The following is a 17,435-nucleotide window of genomic DNA, read 5'->3' as shown; positions in this document are numbered from 1 at the left end:
ATGCCCAAAACTAAAACTATAAAAGCTGCAAACCCACCTGATTCGCGCCCCACCCTGATGAGCCGTTACCTGTTACCCGTAAGCGCAGCCGTGTTGCTGGTGGTGCTGGGCGGGTTATGGTTTTATCTCAGCCGCCCGGCGCCGGTGTATGAGCCCAAGGTGCTGGCCACGGCTGCGGTGGCCGAGCCCGTCGCCCCGGCGCAGATGGTCGACGAGCAACAATGCCAGGGCTGTCACGACGCCCAGGTCAAGGACTGGCAAGGCTCTCATCATCAACTGGCCATGCAGGTGGCCGCGCCGCAGACCGTACTGGCCGACTTCAGCAATGCCACGTTCAAGGGCGAAGGCGAAAACAGCCGGTTTTTTCGCCAGGGCGACGAGTTCTGGGTCAATACGCCGGGGCTGGATGGCAAACCCGCCGACTTCAAGGTCGCTTACACCTTCGGCATTGCGCCGTTGCAGCAGTATTTGATCGAAGTTGGCGACGGCAGACTGCAAGCCCTGGGGGTGGCCTGGGATACCGAAAAACACCGCTGGTTCCATCTGTACCCAGGCCAGGGGGTGAGCTTCAAGAACCCGCTGCATTGGAGCAAACCGAACCAGAACGCCAACTTTATGTGCGTCGAATGTCACACCACCGGCTACAAACGTAACTTTGATGCCGCCAGCAACAGCTTCAACAGCCAATGGAACAGCCTCGGCGTCGGTTGCCAGGCCTGTCACGGCCCGGCGTCCAGCCATCTGCGCGCTGTCACGGAAAACAACCCGTTGCCCCACAGCGGCTTTGACGTCGACCTTAAAAGCAAGGACGCCACGGTAGAACTCGAAACCTGCGCCCGCTGCCATGCCCGCCGCGCCCCGCTGGGCGATGGCTTTACCGTGGGCAAGCGGCTGATGGACGACTACCTGCCCAGCGTACTGACCCGCGAGCTGTACGCACTGGACGGCAAGATCAAGGACGAGGTGTTCGAACACGGCTCGTTCCTGCAAAGCAAGATGTTCGACAAGGGCGTGCGTTGCAGCAACTGCCACAACCCCCACAGCACCGAACTCAAGGCAGCGGGCAATGCACTGTGCCTGCAATGCCACAACACGGCCGGCAAAGCAGCCATTGCCGGGATTGATGGCAAGGGCCTGCAAGCGAAGAACTATGACGCCATCGACCACCATCGCCATGCCGAAGGCCAACCGGGCTCGCAATGTGTGGATTGCCATATGCCCGGCAAGTTCTACATGGGCAACGACTATCGCCATGACCACAGCTTCAGCATCCCCAACCCGGTGCGGGCCAAAGCCCTGGGCACAACGGATGCCTGCCTGGGCTGCCATCAGGGCAAGGCCGGTGACAGGGTGACGGAGCAGTTCAAGCTCTGGACCGCCCACGATGCACCGCAAGCAGCCCGGTACGATGAAAGCCTGTGGCTGATCCGCGGCGGCCGGCCGGGTGCTGCGCAGGCGCTCTACGAGCAATTGCGGCGCAGCAACCTGCCAGCGATTCAACGCGCCACGTTGTTGGCTGAACTGGCCAACTACCCCAGCGAATCCGCACTGCAACTGGCCAGCAAGGACCTCAATCACCCTGCCCCGCAAGTGCGTGAAAGCGCGGTGCGGGCAGTGAGCGCTTTCTTGCCTCCGGCAGAGCGGGTCGCGTTGCTCAGCCCATTGTTGAGTGACAGCGTGCGTGCAGTGCGCATCATCGCCGCGCGCAACTTGCAGGGCGCTGCGCGCAATGGCCTGGGCACGAATCAAGTGGCGTGGGACAAGGCCATCGGTGAATACGAAAGCGTGCAGCTGAGCCTGGCCGAACGGGCCGAGTCCAACCTCAACCTGGCCATGCTGTATCAGGCCAGCGGGCGCAATGCCGAGGTCGAGGCCAGACTGCGCGCCGCCCTGCTGCGCGACCCGGACTTCTACCCGGCTCTGGTCACTCTGGCCCAATGGCTGGAAGCCAGTGGGCGCAGTGCCGAGGCCTCGACCCTGCTCAACGACGCGATCAAGGCACAACCGCAGGCAGCGTTGTTGCAACACAGCCTGGGGCTGGCATTGATTCGCGGTGGCCAGCCCGAACAAGCGATGAAAGCTTTGCAGCAGGCCGTAAAACTGGAACCGGACAACAGCCAGTACCGCTATGTGCTGGCGGTGGCCCTGCACCAGAGCGGTCAGCTCGAACAGGCCTGCGCGCAAATGGAAGAACTGCTCAAACGCCAGCCGGCGTTTCGCGATGCCCGATTGGCGTTGATCCAGTTCTACCTCGACAGCGGCCAGGAGCCCAAAGCGCAGGTGGTGCTGCAAGCCTGGAAACAGATCAATCCTGAGGATATGGCGTTGAAGTGACAGCCCTCACCCCCCCGCCATGCGCTCCAGGCTGTTGCTCAAATGCAGCAGCATGGCAGCGCGGGCGGCGTCGGGGTCCTGACGGCGGATCGCGCGCAAGATCGCCTCATGTTCCAGCACAGCCATTTGCCCCAACTGCTTGAGATCGGCATCACCGCGCTCTTCACTATTGATCCGGGTACGCGGAATCACCGAACGCCCCAACTGGGCAATGATATCGGTGAAATAAGCGTTGCCCGTGGCCTGAGCGATCAACTGGTGGAAACGCAGGTCCGGCTCGACGCTGCTGTCGTTGTTGGCCAGTGAGCTTTGATGGTCATCCAGCGCCTGGCGCATCTGCAGCAGTTGCTCCTCCGTGCGCCGCCTCGCGGCCAGCGCCGCAGCCTGGGTCTCCAGGCCCAGGCGCAATTCGACGATACCGCGCACGCTGGCTGCGGTATCACGGCTCAGGTGGATACCCTGGCGCGGATCGCGCTCAAGCACGAAGGTACCAATGCCGTGACGGGTTTCGACCAGCCCGGATGCCTGCAATTTTGAAATCGCTTCACGCACCACCGTGCGGCTTACACCGTGCTCGCGCACGATGGCCGACTCGGAAGGCAACTTCTCGCCGGGCGCCAGTTGGCCCAGCAAAATTCGCTGGGTCAGCTCGGCCACGATGTCGTGGGCCAGGCCCGGTGAACGCTTGCGCAGCGGCGCACTCTGGGGGTCATGCATGGGGCAAATCCATTCGTACAAGACCGCTTGATACTAGCACCCCAACATGTATGACAAGCTATATAAATCTCAGAAAACCTTGGGTTTTAAACGAGTTCTGCCCCCCAGGCAGATACGTTTCCGAACCTGACCTCTGGCTTTAAAATGCTCTAAACAGCGATAAAACCTCATAAAAGGTATCTAAAGCTGCATCTTTTATAACTTTTTCGTTTGTTTCATGGCATTGCTAGGGAAAAAACCAACTCGTATGATGTCTGGCAACTGCAGAGCCATCTGCAGCACACACAACCCGCATAAAAATAATCAGTGGGGCTTTGAATTGTGAACACTTCCAGCAATCCGTCTGCTGCGTACGCCAACGACCCCGTCCTGGCGCGTGCGATCCAAAAAGTGAAGAGGCATGTACTGCCACTTTTCGTCATCATGTTTATCGTCAACTACATCGACCGGGTAAACATCGGCTTTGTGCGCAGCCACATGGAGCACGATCTGGGCATTGGTGCCGCCGCCTATGGTTTCGGTGCCGGGCTGTTTTTCATTGGCTACGCACTGTTTGAAGTGCCGTCCAATATGCTGCTGCAAAAAGTTGGCGCCCGCATCTGGCTCACCCGAATCATGTTCACCTGGGGTATCACCGCCACCCTGATGGCCTTTATCCAGAACGAAACCCACTTCTATATTCTGCGTTTTCTGCTTGGCGTCGCCGAAGCGGGCTTCTTCCCGGGCGTGATCTATTACTTCACCCGCTGGCTGCCGGGCGCCGAACGCGGCAAGGCGATTGCCATCTTCCTCAGCGGCTCGGCACTGGCCTCGCTGATCTCGGGACCACTGAGCGGCCTGCTGCTGCAAATCACCGGCATGGGACTGCACGGCTGGCAGTGGATGTACATCATCGAAGGCATGGCCTCGGTGGTGCTATGCGTGTTTGTGTGGTTCTGGCTGGACTCAAAACCCCATGACGCCAAATGGCTCAGCCTTGCAGAGCAAGATGCGCTGGTTAACGAAATTGACCGCGAACAGCGTGAACGCGATGCCGCCAACACCGTCAAGCCGACCCTGGGCATGCTGCTCAAGGACCGCCAGATCATGCTGTTCTGCGCGATTTACTTCTGTATCCAGCTGACCATTTACGCGGCCACGTTCTGGCTACCGAGCATCATCAAAAAAATGGGTGACCTGAGCGATATCCAGGTGGGCTTCTACAACTCGATCCCGTGGCTGATTTCAATCATTGCCATGTATGCCTTTGCCTCGCTGGCCAGCAAATTCAGGTTCCAGCAGGCCTGGGTGGCGGCCGCCTTGGTGATTGCCGCCATCGGCATGTTTATGTCCACCACCGGCGGGCCGATCTTTGCGTTTATCGCCATCTGCTTTGCCGCCATCGGCTTCAAGTCGGCCTCGGCGCTGTTCTGGCCCATTCCCCAAGGCTACCTGGATGCACGTATCGCGGCGGCAGTCATTGCCTTGATCAATTCCATCGGCAACCTCGGCGGCTTCGTCGCCCCCACCACCTTCGGGTTTCTGGAACAAACCACAGGCTCGATTCAGGGCGGGCTCTATGGCCTGGCCGGCACGTCGATCATTGCGGCACTCATTGTGTTCTTTGCCAAAACCAAACCCACACCCACGGCCGTGACCCCCACCGCCCTGCAAACTGCCTGACAAGGACCAGACCATGAATGCCGACCATCAACACCACGCCAGCCAAGCTCCGATCGTGACCAGCCTGCAGGTGATCCCGGTGGCGGGCCATGACAGCATGCTGCTCAACCTGAGCGGCGCCCACGGCCCCTTCTTTACCCGCAATATCGTTATCCTCAAGGACAGCAGCGGCAATACCGGCGTGGGTGAAGTGCCCGGTGGCGAGCGCATCCGCGAAACTCTGGAAGACGCCCGCAGCCTGGTGATTGGCCAGCCCATCGGCAATTACCAGGCTGTCCTCAACGCCATGCGCAGCACCTTCGCCGCACGGGATTCGGCGGGGCGCGGCCTGCAAACCTTCGACCTGCGCATCACCATCCACGCCGTGACGGCAATGGAAGCCGCCCTGCTCGACTTGCTCGGTCAATTTCTGCACGTGCCGGTAGCCGCCTTGCTCGGTGAAGGCCAGCAACGGGATTCCGTGAAGATGCTCGGCTATCTGTTCTATATTGGCGACCGTCAACACACCGATCTGGCCTACCGCAGCGAAGCGGATGGCGATGACTGGACACGCCTGCGCCATGAACAAGCCCTTACCCCACAGGCCATCGTGCGCTTGGCGGAAGCGGCACAGGCCCGTTACGGCTTCAACGACTTCAAGCTCAAGGGCGGCGTGCTGCGCGGCGGCGAAGAAATCGAAGCGGTCACTGCACTGGCCGAGCGTTTCCCCGATGCCCGCATCACTCTGGACCCTAATGGAGCCTGGTCTCTCAAGGAAGCCATCGCCCTGTGTCGCGACCAGCATCGGGTACTGGCCTATGCCGAAGACCCTTGCGGCGCCGAAAACGGCTATTCGGGGCGCGAAGTCATGGCCGAGTTCCGCCGCGCCACCGGCCTGCGCACCGCCACCAACATGATTGCCACCGACTGGCGCGAAATGGGCCATGCGATTCAATCGCAGGCCGTGGACATCCCATTGGCCGACCCGCACTTCTGGACCCTGCAGGGCTCGGTACGCGTTGCGCAGATGTGCCACGAATGGGGCCTGACCTGGGGCTCGCATTCCAACAACCACTTCGACATTTCCCTGGCCATGTTCACCCAGGTTGCGGCTGCAGCGCCGGGGGACATCACCGCCATTGATACCCACTGGATCTGGCAGGACGGCCAGCGCCTGACCCGTGAACCGCTGAAAATTGTCGACGGCCATATCAAGGTTCCGACAAAGCCTGGCTTGGGCGTGGACATCGACATGGACGCCGTGGCCAAGGCTCACGAACTGTACAAAGGCATGGGCCTGGGTGCCCGGGATGACAGCGTGGCCATGCAGTACATGATTCCCGGCTGGAAATACGACAACAAAAAACCCTGCCTGGTGCGCTGAGTCGCTTATTAGAGCGTGGCAACTGCCACAAGGCGCCAGCGATTGGCGCCTTTTTATTGCCCGAAAATTGGATCCAATATCAAATTTCAGGCAAAAAAAAGCCCAAGTAGCTGATGGAAACTTGGGGCTTAAAAATGCATAAACCGTGGTAGGTGAACGCAGGGCGATCTTACCCTATCGTAACAATCAGTAACAAGTGATTCTGCACATTTTATTTCAAGGCAATACTGACCTAAGTCATTAAATAGCCACACTTTTTAAGATTTAGTTGATTTGAAATGGCCATCACGGCACGGATAACGGGTATTTTCAACCCACTTTTGCGCTTGCATTTAATGTGGGAACTGGGCTCGAGCGATTCAGGCGACGCGGTTCAGTTGGTAGACCGCATCGATACCTTCGCGAGCAGGCTCGCTCCCACAATAATGATCAGGCAAACCTCATTTATGTGAGCACAACATGCCCTGTGGGAGCTGGCTTGCCTGCGATTCAGGCGCTGCGGTGTGCCCGTCGAACCGCGTCGATACCATCGCGGGCAAGCCCGCTCCCACAACAAATCAGCCTGCGAAATTGCCGCTCAGCGCCGCCAGCCCACCCTGATAGACCCCGGTAAACAGCTCTTCGGCAGCTTCAGTGCTTACACCTGCCGGGGTGAACTGCCCCGACCAGGTCACACGGGCGCCGTCGCCCAGCGCTTCAACGCGCAAGGTCGCCAGGTAGTCGGTCACCGGAAACGGCGCCTCGACAATGGAGTAGCTGTAGGTCTTGCCGGCATTGTCGAATGCTTGCAGGCGCTCAACGATCACCGTGCCATCCACGGTCTGCAGATGGCGCAAGCGCCCGCCTTCGCCAGCTTCGCTGACGGCAACCAGGGGCAACCAGTCCGGCAGCGAGTTGAAACCACCGATCAATTGCCAGACCTGATCGGGTGAAGCGGGAATATCAATAAATGCGGATGCAGTTGCCATAGGGGCATGCCTCTTTGAAGAAGTGGGGGTTAGTCGAAAACCGGCCTGAAAAAGCTGCGCTCGTAACTCAGGATACAGCGATTATCTTCAGCCAGTTTGAACGCGGCAATGCATTCGGCATCCGTTTTTGAGCGTTCGCGGTAGTCTTCATAGGCTGCGAGGCTGGGGAAGGTAAACATGGCCAGAGCAATGTTATTGGCACCTTCCGAGGGCAGGAAGTAACCGTGATGCTGGCCGCCAAATTTGGCTACCAGCGGGATCCAGACTTTGGCATAGGCCTCGAATTCGGCCAGTTGGTAAGGGTCAATCACGTAACGCAGGTAGCAGGTGATCATCGATGCATTCCACGGGGCGAAAGGAGATCGAGACTAATCTCCAGCCGCCCCGCGGGTCAATTCACTCAAAGTCGATGCAGGCAGTCGTCCTCGGCATAAATGGCGGTGTGCAGGCCGCCGTCAGTATCCAGCCAGGCGCGGTACATGCCCGGCGTATTAAAGCTCAGCACGGTCTCGCCGCCCGGTGTCACGGCGACCACGCCGCCGTTACCACCCAGCTCCTTGAGCTCGCCCTGTACAACTTGCTCGCAGGCGTCTGCCAGGCTCGAGCCCACCAGGCGAATACGCGATGCAATATTGTGGGCCACCACGGTGCGCATAAAGAACTCGCCGTGGCCGGTCGCCGAAATCGCCGCGCTGCGGTCATCCGCCCAGGTGCCGGAGCCAATCAGTGGCGAGTCACCCACCCGGCCGTAGCGTTTGTTGGTGATGCCCCCGGTGGAGGTGGCTGCTGCTACATGGCCGTGACGGTCCAGGGCGACAGCCCCCACAGTGCCGAATTTTTTCTCCACACCTCCCGGCTCCAGCAACACCGTCTCCGGTTGCTGCTGTTGCGCAGCCCACTGGCGACGACGCAAAGGCGTGTCGTACCAGTCATTGCTGACATGTTCGAGACCCGCCTGTTCGGACAGGAACAAGTCCGCCCCGGCACCGGCCAGCAGCACATGCTCGCTATGCTCCAGCACCGCCCGCGCACCGCATATCGGGTTGCGCACATGATGCACGCCGGCTACGGCTCCGGCTTCCAGGTTGGCCCCGTTCATGATCGCGGCGTCCAGTTCGTGGTCACCGCTGTGGGTAAACACCGCGCCTTTGCCGGCGTTGAACCAGGGGCACTCTTCAAGCTCAACCACACTGGCCTGTACCGCATCCAGACTGCTGCCGCCCTTTTCCAGGACATCGACACCCGCCTTGAGCGCCTGCAGCAGTGCTGCGTGGATCGCCTGTTCGTCTTCGCGGGTCAAAACACCGGGCATCAGCACACCGGCACCGCCATGCAAGGCCATCGCAATGGATTGGGTCATTGGGCATGCACTCCGTGATTGATGATCTGGCTCAAAAAACGTTGGGTTCGAGGTGATTCAGGGGCCGAGAAAAACCGCTCCGGGGGGGCCTCTTCAATGATTTCACCCTGATCCATAAAGACAATGCGGTCGGCTACCTTGCGTGCAAAACCCATTTCGTGGGTCACGCAGATCATGGTCATGCCTTCCTGGGCCAGGCCGGTCATGACGTCCAGCACTTCAGCGATCATTTCCGGGTCCAGGGCCGAGGTCGGCTCGTCAAACAGCATGACCTTGGGTTGCATGCACAGCGCCCGGGCTATGGCGATTCGTTGCTGCTGGCCACCGGATAACTGCGACGGAAACTTGTTGGCGTGGTCGCGCATCTTGACCTTGTCCAGCAAGCCCAGCGCTCGTTCAATGGCCTCAGCCTCGGGCACGCCCAGGTTGGAAGTCTGCGGTAACGTGCAGTTTTTCAGCACCGTGAGGTGCGGGAACAGGTTGAAGTGCTGGAAGCACATGCCCACCTGGCGGCGGATGCGCTCAAGCCCCTTGAGGTTGCCGTCAAGTTCCTCGCCCAGCACGACAACCAGGCCCTGCTGGTGTTGTTCCAGCTGGTTGATGCAGCGGATCAGAGTTGACTTGCCGGAGCCCGAAGGCCCGCAGATCACTACTTTTTCCCCGGCATGGACATTCAGCGAGATGTTTTTCAGCACATGGGCATTGCCGAACCACTTGTTCAATTGTTCGATGCGTACCATTGCGGCGGCATCAGCCTTGGGTTTGCTGATCATGAGCGGCTTTGCTCCATACGTTGTTCAAGGTGTCGGGCATAGCGCGACAGTGCAAAACAGATGACGAAGAAGTAGATCGCCAGGAAGACGTAGATTTCGTGGCCGTACTCAACCCATTCCGGGGCGACGGCGGTGCTCATGGCGATACCGACGATGTCCAGTACGCCGACGATCATCACCAGCGTGGTCTCTTTGAACAGGCCGATAAACTGCGTGAGCAAGGGCGCAATGGATTGCTTGAGCACTTGCGGCAAAATGATCTGGCCCATGGTTTTCCAGTAACCAAAACCCAGCGCCATGGCCGCCTCGTATTGGCCCTTGGGCAGGTTCTGCAAACCGCCGCGCAGGGTTTCAGCCATATAGGCGGCGGTAAACAGGATCAGCACCAGTTGCACCCGCAAGAGGATGTCGAAGGCCGAATCCGGCGGCAGGAACAGCTGAATCATCAGCGAAGCCATAAACAGCAGCGAAATCACCGGCACCGAGCGCACCAGTTCGATATAGAGCACGCAAAGCATGCGCACCACCGGCAGTTTCGAACGTCGGCCCAGCGCCAGCAAAATCCCCAGCGGCAGCGCGAAAATCATCCCGGCGGTGCCCAGGAATACTGTCACCAGCATCCCGGCGAACTTGGTCGAAGACACCTCGGGCAAACCGGCACCGCCCTTGAGCAGCCACCACATCACGATCGGCAGCAACGCCAGATACGCCAGCAGCAGGCGACGGTCCAGGCGCTTGAAAAACAGCAAGACAAACGCCGCCCCTGCCAGCACCAGTGCCAGGCTTACCCGCCACTGTTCGGCTTGCGGATAGAAGCCGTACACAAACAGGTTCCAGCGTTGGGTAATCGGCAACCAGCAGGCGCCGCCGGGGTTGCAGTCTTTGGCACTGCTGCCGATGAAGGTGGCATCGAATACCAGCCAGTTCAGCGCAGCAGGAATGCACCAGCACAGCAGCGCCAGCACGCCCAGGGTCAGCAGGCTGTGGCCCACGCTGGGGAACAACTGGCTGCGGCTCCAGGCTGCGGCGCGCTGTACCCAGGGCAAGCGCGGCGGTGCCAGCGGGACTGCCAGTGCCTGATTCATTGCGGTCATGTTCAGTGCCCCCTCTGGCCGATACGGTGGTTGTAGATGTTCATCCCCAGGGAGATCACCAGGCTGATCAGGCAGTAAGTGCCCATAACCAGCGCGATGCATTCAATGGCCTGGCCGGTCTGGTTCAGGGTTGTTCCGCCGGTGGACGACACCAGTTCCATAAAACCGATGACCACCCCCAGTGAAGAGTTCTTGACGATATTCAGGTACGTGTTGGTGATCTGCGGGATCATCGGGTAGATGGCCTGGGGTACGATCAACTGGCGCATTGTGGAACCGGATTTGAAGCCGAGCGCCCTGGCCGCTTCGTACTGGCCGCGGTGTACCGACTCAATCGCGCCACGCACAATCTCGGCGATATAACTGGCGCTGTAGAACGACAAGGCCAGGCATAACGCAAGCATCTCCGGCACCAGGGTGATTCCGCCCTTGAAACCGAAACCGCGCTGCACCGGTACTTCCCATTGCACATGGGCATCACTCAAGGCATACACCAGCACGGGCAGCAGCACCGCCCCAGCCAACAGCGCGGGCCAGCGTCTGCAGGCAAAACCGCGCCATGGCCCGCGGGCTTCCTTCAAGCGACAAAACACATAAGCCAGCAACGTGCCCAGCAGCATGAGGAAAAGCCCCCAGCCGACCACACTGCCCTGTTCGAGCCAGGGCAGAGTGAGGCCGTTGTTGTTCAGAAACACCACGCCAAACAGCGAGGCCGAGTGCTTGACCCCGGGCAGCGCCAGCACCAGGCCGTACCACCAGACCAGATGCACCACCAGCGGCACATTGCGCAAAAATTCGATGCAGGTGCCGCTCAGGCGCTTGATCAGCCAGTTGTCAGAGACGCGCGCCATGCCCAGCGCACCTCCCAGCAGGGTCGCCAGCACAATGCTCAGCACCGACACCAGCAGCGTGTTGAGCAAGCCCACCAGATAGGCGCGGGCATAGGTCGCATCCGGGGTGTAATCAATCAGCGAGAAGCTGATGTCATAGCCTGCGCGCTGGGACAGAAAACCGAATCCCGAGGCGATATTGAGGTTCTTCAAGTTCAGCGCGGCGTTGCTGGAGAGCAGATAAAACACCGCGGCAACCAGAGCCAGTACCAGCCCCTGCTGCAGCACGCTCGACAGGCGCAGATTGGGCGAACGATGGGTCGACATCACAGAAATCCCCTCAGCGAATCGGCGGCGCGTACATCAGGCCATGGTCTTTCCAGCTGCGGTTGAGGCCGCGCGGGATGTTCAATGCCGTCTGCTGGCCGAGGTTACGGTCGTAGATTTGCGCGTAGTTGCCGACTTGCTTGAGGGCGCGATAGGCCCAGTCACTGTCCAGGCCAAAGGACTTGCCGATGGTGCCTTCGGTGCCCAGCAAACGGGCGATATCGGTGGATGCGCTCTTGTTGCCACGCAACTCGTCGACGTTATCCGAGGTCACGCCCAGTTCTTCGCCGGTCATCAGGGCATAGGCGGTCCAGGTCACAATATTGCGCCAGACCGTATCACCCTGTGCGACAAAGGCCCCCAACGGCTCCTTGGAAATCACCTCGGGCAGCAGCGCATAGTCCTTGGGGTTGTTCATCAGCGCCAAACGCGCCGCCAGCCCCGAAGAGTCATTGGAAATGGCGTTACAGCGCCCGCGCTGGAAGGCAGCGTAGAGTTCGGGGCTTTTTTCGATGACCACGGTTTTGTAAGTCAGGCCACGGCGGCCAAAATAGTCCTCCAGGTTTTGCTCGGAGGTGGTGCCCGGTGACAGGCAGAAAGTGGCACCGTCCAGGTCGGTGAGTTTCTCGATGCCGTCGGCAGCGTGGGTCATAAAGCCCTGACCGTCGTAGAACCAGACCGTGGTGAAGTCCACGCCCAGGTTGGCTATGCGTTCAGCGGTCCAGGAAGCGGCACGGGACAGAATGTCGATCTCCCCGGAAGCCAGGGCGGTAAAGCGGTTTTTGGCGGTGGTGGTCAGGTACTCGACCTTGTCTGCATCCCCCAGCACCGCAGCGGCCACAGCGCGGCACAGGTCTACGTCCATACCGGTCCAGCGGCCCTTGTCATCGATCAGCGAAAACCCCGGTTTGTCACCTGCTACCCCGCAGCGCACGCTGCCATGGGCTTTGACCTTGTCCAGCACACCTGCCTGGGCAGCCTGGGCACCGGTCAACAGCAGGGCCAACAGCGGAGCCCCCAGCAAAAGCTTGGCCCTATTCAATTTGTGCATATCATTGCCCTTTTAAAATTCTTCTTGTTATGCCTGTCAACCACAATCCAACGGCAGGTGGCGGTTTAGGTGCACAATAAAGACGGCGGCATGGCGCGGATAGCGGCAATTGATCCACTATGCTGGACGGGCTATCGAATATTGGAATAAGTCTATGAACATTGACTGGTACGAAGATTTTCTCGCCCTGGCCGATACCGGCAAGTTCACGGCCGCGGCCAGCATGCGCAACTCATCGCAATCGGCGCTGAGCCGACGCATTCAATTGCTGGAAGCCCACCTGGGCGCGACCCTGATCGACCGCGAGCGCAACCCGGTGCGCCTGACCGCTGCTGGCGAAGCGCTGCTGCCCAATGCCGTTGAGCTGGTACGCATGGCCCGCGACTGCGAGCAAAGCGTCAAGGTGCTCAACCGGCCGCTGACCTTTGCCTCGCTGCATACCCTGGCGTGCAACTTTTTCCCGGGCTGGATCAGCCAGTTGAACAGCCCGCAGGCGCCGCTGTTCACCCGTATCGACACGGGCTATCGCAGCACCGACGACTACTACATGGCGCTGATGTCCGGGCGCTGCGACTTCATCCTGTTCTATCGCGACACCAAGACCGCACCCTACTCGCGCCAGAGCGAGTTCGAGGTCAAGTCCCTGGGTCATGACGAGCTGTACTGGGTGGCCACTCCGCAACTGGCGGCGCATTGCACCCAGACCGACGAACCGATCCCGCTGCTCAGCTATTCGCGCAGTGCGCAATTGCATGAACTGTCGCGTACCCAGATCAACCGTCACCCCCAGCCTCAGCGTTTGCTGCAGGTATTCGAGGCCACGGTGTCCGAGGCACTCAAACCGATGGTCGCCAGTGGCCAGGGGGTGGCGTGCATGCCCCACAGCATGGTGGCGCCGCTGATTGAGCGCGGTGAACTGGTGCGCGTGTACCCGGACATGGAGTCCGACCATCTGGAAGTGATCCTGGTGCGCTGGCGGGACAACCGCAACCCCCAGGCAGAAGCGCTCTGGCAGCGGTTGTAAAATCCACCTGATGCGCAAGCCCCTTGTGGGAGCGGGCTTGCTCGCGAAGCCAGCGCCTCGGTATTGCGGATACACCGCGCCGACCCAATCGCGAGCAAGCCCGCTCCCACAAGGCACGGTACATATTTACGACATCAAATATCACATGGGCTGGCTGTGCAGGCAGGAGTTTCGCTAAGCTCTGCGGTTTCCCATTGTCCTCAAGCGGTAAGCCCATGATTGAAGTCACCGAGGTGTCCATAGCCCAACTGCGCGCCGCGCTCGAATCCGGCCAGACCACGGCGGTAGAACTGGTACAGGCTTATCTGGCGCGGATCGACGCCTACGACACAGCTGACACCCCCACCGCCCTCAATGCCGTGGTGGTGCGCAACCCCCTGGCAATGACCGAGGCGCAGGCCTCCGACGACCGCCGGGCCAAGGGCCAGACCCTCGGCCCGCTGGACGGCATCCCCTATACCGCCAAGGACAGTTACCTGGTCAAGGGCCTGACCGCCGCGTCGGGCAGCCCCGCCTTCAAGGACCTGGTGGCGTACCGCGATGCATTCACCATCGAGCGCCTGCGCGGTGCCGGTGCCATCTGCCTGGGCAAGACCAATATGCCGCCCATGGCCAACGGCGGTATGCAGCGCGGGGTCTATGGCCGCGCTGAAAGCCCGTACAACGCCCACTACCTGACGGCACCTTTTGCCTCCGGCTCGTCCAACGGTGCGGGTACGGCCACGGCGGCCAGCTTCTCGGCCTTCGGCCTGGCGGAAGAAACCTGGTCGAGCGGGCGCGGCCCGGCGTCCAACAACGGCCTGTGCGCCTACACCCCTTCACGGGGCGTGATTTCGGTACGTGGCAACTGGCCGCTGACGCCGACCATGGACGTGGTGGTGCCCTTTGCCCGCACCATGGCCGACTTGCTCGAAGTGCTCGATGTGGTCGTCGCTGAAGATACTGATACCCGTGGAGACCTGTGGCGCCTGCAGCCCTGGGTACCGATTCCGAGTGTGGCTTCGGTGCGTCCGGCCTCCTATGCACAACTCAATGCCGGCAGCGAAGCACTGGCCGGCAAACGCTTTGGCGTACCGCGCATGTATATCAATGCCGACCCCGAGGCCGGCACATCCGAAGCACCGGGCATCGGCGGCCCCACCGGGCAACGCATCATCACCCGTGCCTCGGTGATCGACCTGTGGCAAGCCGCGCGCAAGGCCATCGAGGCCCAGGGCGGCGAAGTGATTGAAGTGGACTTCCCGCTGGTTTCCAACTGCGAAGGCGATCGCCCCGGCGCGCCAACCGTGTTCACCCGCGGGCTGGTATCCAAAGAGTTTATGCATGACGAGCTTTGGGAGTTGTCCGCGTGGGCGTTCGATGATTTCCTGCGCGCCAACGGTGACCCTAAACTCAACCGGTTGGCCGACGTCGATGGGCCGCTGATTTTCCCTCACGACCCGGGCACCCTGCCCAACCGTGAAGACGAACTGGCGGCTGGCATGGACGAATACGTGCGCATGGCCCAGCGCGGCATTACCCCGTGGGATCAGATCAGTAGCGTGCCAGACGGTCTGCGCGGCCTTGAAAAAACCCGGCGCATCGACCTGGAAGACTGGATGGATCGCCTGGGGCTGGATGCCGTGCTGTTCCCGACCGTGGCCGATGTGGCCCCGGCAGATGCGGATGTGAACCCGGCGTCGGCGGATATCGCCTGGAGCAACGGCGTGTGGGTGGCCAACGGCAACCTGGCCATCCGCCATCTGGGCGTACCGACCGTGACCGTGCCCATGGGCGTGATGGCCGACATCGGCATGCCGGTGGGGCTGACGTTTGCCGGTCGCGCCTATGACGATTCGACATTGCTGCGCTTTGCTTCGGCATTTGAGGCAACCGGCAGCAAACGCATGATCCCGCCGCGTACACCAGCGTTGACGTGATGGCATGGGCGGGATCTGTGAGCAGCACCGCTCATAGGTCCCGCCCTCGCACCCGGTGATAAAAACACCCCGCAATTCCTGTGGGAGCGAGCCTGCTCGCGAAGACATCCCTGCGGTTTACCCGAAAGACCGCGTCGCCTGCATCGCGAGCAGGCTCGCTCCCACATTACCCGCCCCCGCACCCGCTCCTGATCGACTCTCCAGACTCCAGCAAATCTTCTCCCCTGCCAGCCCCCGGTCACAATCGACAACATCACTGCATTTTTAGTTGTATACAATAATAACCAATTCTGGTTACATCATTGCACGCCTACGACTCCGGCAATCGCCGCTGCGTATTGCGATGGTCAAACACCATGCAGCTTGCACAGCCGCTTCAATTCAACGCGCCTTACCGGCGCATGTCATCGCGTATTCACTGCGCCCATGGGTGTGCCAGTGAACCGACCGCCCCTGCCCAGCCATGCTGCATCCGGCTGCCAGGGCTTGGCTCAAGCCGAAAACCGATGCCTGCAACCGCATCACGTTGAAAGCAAACTCCAAACGGAAGAGGAATACCCATGGCAAAGACTTTACTGGTCAAGAACGCAGAACTGCTGGTCACAATGGATGGTGAACGCAGGGAAATCCGGCGCGGCGGCCTGTTTATCGAAGACAACCTGATCAAGCAGGTCGGCCCCAGCGAATCCCTGCCGCAACAGGCCGACGTGATTCTGGACATGACCGGCAAGGTGGTTATCCCGGGCCTGGTCAACACCCACCACCATATGTACCAGAGCCTGACCCGCGTTGTACCGGCAGCCCAGGACGGCGAGTTGTTCAATTGGCTCAACAACCTGTATCCAATCTGGGCGCGACTCACGCCGGAAATGATCGCGGTTTCGACCCAAACAGCAATGGCCGAGCTGATTCTCTCTGGCTGCACCACTTCCAGTGACCATCTGTATATCTACCCCAACGGCTGCAAGCTGGACGACAGCATCCATGCCGCTGCAGAGATCGGCATGCGCTTTCACGCCGCACGCGGGAGCATGAGCGTGGGCCGTAGCCAGGGCGGCTTGCCGCCCGACTCGGTGGTTGAGAAAGAAAGCCATATTCTCAAAGAGTCCCAGCGTCTGATCGAGGACTACCACGACCCCCGCCATGGCTCGATGCTGCGCATGGTCGTGGCGCCCTGCTCGCCCTTCTCGGTCAGCCGCGACCTGATGCGCGAGGCCGCAGTACTCGCCCGCCAGTACGGGGTCTCGCTGCACACCCACCTTGCCGAGAACGTCAGTGACATCGCCTACAGCCGCGAGAAGTTCGGCATGACCCCTGCCGAGTACGCCGAAGACCTGGGCTGGGTCGGCCACGACGTCTGGCACGCCCATTGCGTACAACTCGACCAGCACGGCATCGAGCTGTTCGCCCGCACCGGTACTGGGGTCGCCCACTGCCCGTGCTCGAACATGCGCCTGGCTTCGGGGATCGCGCCGATTCGCAGGATGCGCGACCACGGCGTGCCGGTGGGGTTGGGGGTTGACGGTTCTGCGTCCAACGATGGCGCCAGCATGATTGGTGAAGTACGTCAGGCCCTGCTGTTGCAGCGGGTGGGTTTTGGCCCCGATGCGATGTCCGCCCGCGAGGCGCTGGAAATTGCCACATTGGGGGGCGCCAAGGTGCTTAACCGCAATGATATTGGTGCACTGGCACCGGGCATGGTGGCGGATTTTGTCGCTTTCGATCTGGGCCATCTGGCCTACGCCGGAGCCCATCACGACCCGCTGGCAGCGTTGGTGTTCTGTACCCCGACCCAGGTCCATACCAGCGTGATCAATGGTCGCGTGGTGGTCAGGGATGGCCACCTCACCACCGTCGACCTGCCGCGGGTGCTGGAACGCCACAACCAGTTGGCCCACCAGCTGGTCAGCGGTGAATAACCCCTTCAGGCCGTTGAGTTCCTGACAGGGCTCAACGGATGCAACTGAGAACGTGCTGTTAGACGCATCTAAAATAACAAAAGCGAGCTACTCA

At 60.6% G+C, this 17,435-nt stretch carries 14 protein-coding genes; 6 read left to right on the top strand and 8 right to left on the bottom strand.

All coding sequences use genetic code 11. The annotated features are described in order from the left end of the window. Positions 1-2,334, top strand: coding sequence for a tetratricopeptide repeat protein (locus tag V6L81_RS13380; RefSeq protein WP_095025848.1), 2,334 nt, complete (start codon positions 1-3; stop codon positions 2,332-2,334). A 6-nt stretch (positions 2,335-2,340) separates the two neighbouring features. Here the strand turns inward: V6L81_RS13380 and V6L81_RS13375 are convergent, their stop codons facing one another. Beyond that, on the bottom strand, positions 2,341-3,051 hold the full coding sequence (locus V6L81_RS13375) for a FadR/GntR family transcriptional regulator (protein WP_095018091.1): 711 nt from the start codon (positions 3,049-3,051) through the stop codon (positions 2,341-2,343). Between the two features lie 321 nt (positions 3,052-3,372). On the opposite strand from V6L81_RS13375, the gene V6L81_RS13370 reads away from it, so the two are divergent. Both V6L81_RS13370 and gudD read left to right on the top strand, forming a co-directional pair. Beyond that, positions 3,373-4,713 carry an MFS transporter gene (locus V6L81_RS13370; protein WP_095020979.1) on the top strand — a complete coding sequence of 447 codons (1,341 nt, stop codon included), beginning with the start codon at positions 3,373-3,375 and terminating at the stop codon, positions 4,711-4,713. A gap of 13 nt (positions 4,714-4,726) precedes the next feature. Beyond that, complete coding sequence (gene gudD, locus V6L81_RS13365; RefSeq protein WP_095020980.1) at positions 4,727-6,076, top strand: glucarate dehydratase; 1,350 nt, start codon at positions 4,727-4,729, stop codon at positions 6,074-6,076. Between the two features lie 557 nt (positions 6,077-6,633). Here gudD and V6L81_RS13360 read toward each other — a convergent pair. From V6L81_RS13360 to V6L81_RS13330, 7 genes are all read right to left on the bottom strand, one after another. Continuing rightward, a complete protein-coding gene (locus V6L81_RS13360; RefSeq protein WP_337859057.1) occupies positions 6,634-7,044 on the bottom strand; it encodes an SRPBCC family protein in 411 nt (136 codons plus the stop codon). Between the two features lie 29 nt (positions 7,045-7,073). Continuing rightward, positions 7,074-7,379 carry an NIPSNAP family protein gene (locus V6L81_RS13355; RefSeq protein WP_095000502.1) on the bottom strand — a complete coding sequence of 102 codons (306 nt, stop codon included), beginning with the start codon at positions 7,377-7,379 and terminating at the stop codon, positions 7,074-7,076. Between the two features lie 65 nt (positions 7,380-7,444). Beyond that, a complete protein-coding gene (locus V6L81_RS13350; protein WP_095000503.1) occupies positions 7,445-8,404 on the bottom strand; it encodes an isoaspartyl peptidase/L-asparaginase family protein in 960 nt (319 codons plus the stop codon). Further along, complete coding sequence (locus tag V6L81_RS13345) at positions 8,401-9,177, bottom strand: amino acid ABC transporter ATP-binding protein (protein WP_095000504.1); 777 nt, start codon at positions 9,175-9,177, stop codon at positions 8,401-8,403. The genes V6L81_RS13350 and V6L81_RS13345 overlap by 4 nt, the downstream gene beginning before the upstream one ends. After that, complete coding sequence (locus V6L81_RS13340) at positions 9,174-10,271, bottom strand: amino acid ABC transporter permease (RefSeq protein WP_095000505.1); 1,098 nt, start codon at positions 10,269-10,271, stop codon at positions 9,174-9,176. Before V6L81_RS13340 ends, V6L81_RS13345 begins: the two co-directional genes overlap by 4 nt. A gap of 2 nt (positions 10,272-10,273) precedes the next feature. Further along, on the bottom strand, positions 10,274-11,428 hold the full coding sequence (locus tag V6L81_RS13335) for an amino acid ABC transporter permease (RefSeq protein ID WP_095018094.1): 1,155 nt from the start codon (positions 11,426-11,428) through the stop codon (positions 10,274-10,276). Positions 11,429-11,441: 13 nt separating this feature from the next. Further along, a complete protein-coding gene (locus V6L81_RS13330) occupies positions 11,442-12,479 on the bottom strand; it encodes an amino acid ABC transporter substrate-binding protein (protein ID WP_095000507.1) in 1,038 nt (345 codons plus the stop codon). A 154-nt stretch (positions 12,480-12,633) separates the two neighbouring features. On the opposite strand from V6L81_RS13330, the gene V6L81_RS13325 reads away from it, so the two are divergent. From V6L81_RS13325 to V6L81_RS13315, 3 genes are all read left to right on the top strand, one after another. Next, a complete protein-coding gene (locus V6L81_RS13325) occupies positions 12,634-13,503 on the top strand; it encodes a LysR family transcriptional regulator (RefSeq protein WP_095000508.1) in 870 nt (289 codons plus the stop codon). 215 nt (positions 13,504-13,718) lie between these two features. Next, entirely contained in the window at positions 13,719-15,422 is a 1,704-nt protein-coding gene (locus V6L81_RS13320; protein WP_095018105.1) for an amidase, read from the top strand. Positions 15,423-15,982: 560 nt separating this feature from the next. Further along, positions 15,983-17,341, top strand: a complete 1,359-nt coding sequence (locus V6L81_RS13315; protein WP_095000519.1) for an 8-oxoguanine deaminase — start codon at positions 15,983-15,985, stop codon at positions 17,339-17,341. The last annotated feature ends 94 nt before the right edge of the window (positions 17,342-17,435 follow it).

It is taken from the genome of Pseudomonas bubulae (genome assembly GCF_037023725.1).
Lineage (GTDB): Bacteria > Pseudomonadota > Gammaproteobacteria > Pseudomonadales > Pseudomonadaceae > Aquipseudomonas > Aquipseudomonas bubulae.
The sequence above is the reverse complement of the archived record's forward strand: the minus strand, read 5'-3'. Positions and strand labels throughout refer to the sequence as shown.

Excerpts from the sequence above, each read along its gene's own strand:
- V6L81_RS13345 (WP_095000504.1), bottom strand. The coding sequence starts at position 9,177 with ATGATCAGCAAACCCAAGGCTGATGCCGCCGCAATGGTACGCATCGAA.
- V6L81_RS13360 (WP_337859057.1), bottom strand. The coding sequence starts at position 7,044 with ATGGCAACTGCATCCGCATTTATTGATATTCCCGCTTCACCCGATCAG.
- V6L81_RS13375 (WP_095018091.1), bottom strand. The coding sequence starts at position 3,051 with ATGCATGACCCCCAGAGTGCGCCGCTGCGCAAGCGTTCACCGGGCCTG.
- V6L81_RS13355 (WP_095000502.1), bottom strand. The coding sequence starts at position 7,379 with ATGATCACCTGCTACCTGCGTTACGTGATTGACCCTTACCAACTGGCC.
- V6L81_RS13330 (WP_095000507.1), bottom strand. The coding sequence starts at position 12,479 with ATGCACAAATTGAATAGGGCCAAGCTTTTGCTGGGGGCTCCGCTGTTG.
- V6L81_RS13320 (WP_095018105.1), top strand. The coding sequence starts at position 13,719 with ATGATTGAAGTCACCGAGGTGTCCATAGCCCAACTGCGCGCCGCGCTC.
- V6L81_RS13335 (WP_095018094.1), bottom strand. The coding sequence starts at position 11,428 with ATGTCGACCCATCGTTCGCCCAATCTGCGCCTGTCGAGCGTGCTGCAG.
- V6L81_RS13325 (WP_095000508.1), top strand. The coding sequence starts at position 12,634 with ATGAACATTGACTGGTACGAAGATTTTCTCGCCCTGGCCGATACCGGC.
- V6L81_RS13315 (WP_095000519.1), top strand. The coding sequence starts at position 15,983 with ATGGCAAAGACTTTACTGGTCAAGAACGCAGAACTGCTGGTCACAATG.
- gudD (WP_095020980.1), top strand. The coding sequence starts at position 4,727 with ATGAATGCCGACCATCAACACCACGCCAGCCAAGCTCCGATCGTGACC.
- V6L81_RS13350 (WP_095000503.1), bottom strand. The coding sequence starts at position 8,404 with ATGACCCAATCCATTGCGATGGCCTTGCATGGCGGTGCCGGTGTGCTG.
- V6L81_RS13380 (WP_095025848.1), top strand. The coding sequence starts at position 1 with ATGCCCAAAACTAAAACTATAAAAGCTGCAAACCCACCTGATTCGCGC.
- V6L81_RS13340 (WP_095000505.1), bottom strand. The coding sequence starts at position 10,271 with ATGACCGCAATGAATCAGGCACTGGCAGTCCCGCTGGCACCGCCGCGC.